Origin of the sequence: Chamaesiphon sp. OTE_75_metabat_556 (assembly GCF_031378165.1) — a bacterium.
Lineage (GTDB): Bacteria > Cyanobacteriota > Cyanobacteriia > Cyanobacteriales > Chamaesiphonaceae > Chamaesiphon.
Window position 1 is genome coordinate 1 of record NZ_JANNDR010000539.1, and the last position, 3,556, is coordinate 3,556.

Annotated in this window: 1 protein-coding gene and 2 pseudogenes; all 3 read right to left on the reverse strand. The window is 44.7% G+C overall.

Annotation, left to right across the window (positions count from 1 at the left end):
• Positions 1-88, reverse strand: a pseudogene (locus tag RMO27_RS21255) (single-stranded DNA-binding protein); the annotation flags it as partial.
• Between the two features lie 279 nt (positions 89-367).
• Positions 368-1,894, reverse strand: coding sequence for an MBOAT family O-acyltransferase (locus RMO27_RS21260; RefSeq protein WP_309736347.1), 1,527 nt, complete (start codon positions 1,892-1,894; stop codon positions 368-370).
• 3 nt (positions 1,895-1,897) lie between these two features.
• Positions 1,898-3,556, reverse strand: a pseudogene (locus RMO27_RS21265) (hypothetical protein); the annotation flags it as partial.

Sequence of the window (3,556 nt, forward strand, 5' to 3'; positions counted from 1 at the left end):
TACACACGCATTTTCCCGAACCCTCAAACCATTTGAGTTCTGGATCGCCACCAACTCTACCCACCAGATGAACGACATTAAGACTCATAGTAAAATAGTAGTTATGTACTTTATATCTTATTGTAACCCATAATGGCGATCGATCGAGTCAGCACGATCGCGGTTTGTAATATAAGCGGGGAGCGGGGAGCTGGGAAGATGTCTGAAAAGTCTAATTGCTGCGTTTCTACTGGGTAAATCCCCCTTAAAAAGGGGGACTAAGAGTCCGGTTCCCCCCTTTTTAAGGGGGGTTAGGGGGGATTTTCTAGAGCTTGAGCTTAGCACAATTGAGTTCTCAGATATCCTTTGAGAGAGTACGAATGAGTATTTAGAAATCAAAGTAAATAAATGCTAGGCTTTCAGTCGGTGATAACAACCAGACGATATATAAACAAATCGGAATTAAAGTTAATTTGAGATGCCAATTAAGATTGAGCTTCAACGCTCGATCGAATAAATAAGCGATCGCCATCGCGATTGTCAATCCGATTAAAATTAGGAAGATTTGACTGGCTGCTAAATTGAGATTGTCCACATATACTTTAGTAGCAAACTGCGCGTCGCGCGGATAACCCCATAGATGTGAAAAAACTAAATTTGACTGGGAGAGATTGGGCAATCGAAACCAAATCCAAGTCACAAATACCAATAATTGAGTCAGGAACCAACCGCACAGATGTCCCCATTGACTTTGCCAAAAACTAGACAGGACGGCGGTTTTTTCGGAGAAGTTATGAATATATCGATGAACGATCAGGGTGACACCATGAATCCCACCCCAAACGATATAACCCCAATCGGCACCATGCCAAATTCCCGAAATTAACATCAGCGCAAACAGGTTCAGACATGTCCGTACCAACCCCAATCGCGAACCACCGAGGGGAATATAAATATAGTCGCGCAACCAGTTACCCAGACTGATATGCCACCGCCGCCAAAAGTCAGCGATGCTCGTACTCATGTATGGAAAATTAAAGTTTTTGGGTAAATTAATCCCAAACAGAATTGCTGTGCCTAAGACGATATCGACATAGCCGCTAAAATCCAAATATAGTTGTAAGCCATAGGCAAAAATGGCCAGCCACAGATCGATACTTCCCGCTCGATCGAGTGTATTTGGATCGAATACTAGCTTAACAAAGGTAGCGAGATTATCCGCAATCAGGGTTTTTTTAATCGCACCGCTAGCAATCAGCCAGCCAGCTTCCGTCAGGCGTTCGATCGAGGGAAATTGTAAATTATTTAGTTGCGGTGCAAATTGATGGTAATGAGTAATTGGCCCCGAAACTAATTTGGGGAAGAATGATTTATAGGCAGCATATTTGAGGAGATTTCCAGTGGCAGGACTACCTTTGTAGACATCTACTAAATAAGCGATCGATTCAAAACTCAAAAAAGAAATTCCTAGTGGCGGCAAAAAATTTGCTTTCATCCAGACTGCCAAGGATTGAATACCTACTGGATTGACTGGACTCAATATCCCTAGCAGGAACGGAATATATTTAGCGGCAATTAGTAATAAGATATTAAAAACGATACCAGCAATTAAAACTTGCTGTCGCTGTTGCTTCCCTCTAGGTAGCCACCGCCGAAAGTATTCATCGCCAAGCCGGTCGCGAATTTCTTTGTATTCAATAATTTGGCTTTCTAATAAGATCTTACCAATCCAGTAGTTAACCAAAGCCATCAGTAAGATGACTGGAAAGTACTGAAGTTGATTGAAAGAAATATAAAAGATGACACTAGAAATGACAATCGTCCATAGTTTTTGATTTTGAGTCCTGGCAATCCCCCAATAACAGATGAGAATGATACAGAGAAACAGGGCATAATTAGATGAGATGAATTTCATTAGCTACCACCTAATTTTGGGGAGTTTAGCTAAATACTTGCTCACCTCGATCGCGCCAAATTGGTTGAGATGGCTCGGATCGGAAAACAGATCATGGCGAGTATTGAAGACACCATCGAGATTGACAAAAGTCAGTTGACGCGAGTCCATTAATTGTTGCATATATTGCTTAAAACTTGCTTCATGCTGACTGCGATGTTTGTCTAGATAGATATCCGTTAAGGGCATATTGACAAATATCAATGAAATCTGATGACTAGCTAATAAGTCGATCGTTTGATGCAACGCCCGATCCTGACTGCCTAATAATTGAAAATTTGCATAGTCGCCGTCGCTATTGCCAGTGACCTTGGTATATTTCTGATAATAAGTAATCGGCTCGAATTGGATTTCTAACGGTAAAAATCCATCGAAATCAATTTCTGAAGATTTGCCACCCGGTAGAATCTCGCTATTGATACTGGGATCGAGCAAGTTAGGATTAGCTCGATCGAGACTGGAAAGCCCCAACGGCACTTGGGACTGCAACCAGGTTTTGATGCGACCGCGATGGTGGTAGGCTGGAGACGCCTTTGCGAGTTGGGAATCGATCGTGGTATCGATCGCGTGAGAAAGATCGCGAATGGAAGATTGGGCTTGAAATAGTGGTGAATTAGTATTATTTAGGCCCGACATTAGTGCTAATTGGCGATAGCGATCGGATAGGGCAATTGCCTCATAGGTGCGATCGATCCGCCCGCTATTAAAAGCCCGCGCACCGTCTGCCCAAATCACTAATTTTGGTAACTGTTGGGATGTTAAGAGTTGTCGTAAAATCAGATCGACAACTTGAGCGGTGGCACCATTAATGCCGAAATTATATAACTTGGGATTGCGATAACCGCGATCGATCGCCCCGCGCCGTAATACTTCAGGATCGATCCCACGTAATGCTCGCGAACTACCGACGATCAGCACGTCAGGTACGCCATGTTGCAAGCAGCGGAGTTGGTATTGGGCGAGCTTTTGTTCCAGCAGCGGATTGTTAAATGAGAGTTGGGGCGTCACTGCTGCGGTTGACTCAGACGCGATCGGTTGTTTGGTTGTTAAGGCCAATTTAATGGCAAAATCGCCAGCAATGGTCAATCCCAAGCCCACGCATAATAATAATAGCGATGGTTGCCATCGGAACTTGGGTTGATAAGCGAGTTGATGGGGATTGACGAGATTGAGTTGTGGCTTCCAAATTCCCGTTGCGACCAAAGCGGCACCGAGCCGCTGTTGCCGATCGATTTTGGCACTTGGCGTTTTGACATCGGCTGGCTGTGGAGATCGGGGCGTGGCGATCGGTGGTGGTGCTAGCAGCCGCTGTGGTGCATCGAAATCGACCCCATACGTCCATAGGGAGATTGATTGACCCGATCGCCTGCCGTGGACGCGCACGCCTCTGATTCCAGGCAATTTCAATTGCTTGACGACTTTAACTACCGTCGTCGCTACTTGACTTTGGATCGGACAATTTGGGGCTTCACTCATCACATGGATCAGTCGCTGATGAACTAGCACTGATAAGTTAATGCCACCCAGCTCAAAATATTGCTTTAGATCGGGATTGAGCAACCGTTCGAGGATAAAATTTAACGCATCACGATCGCCCCGTCCGGCTAAAACGATCGGAGTCGG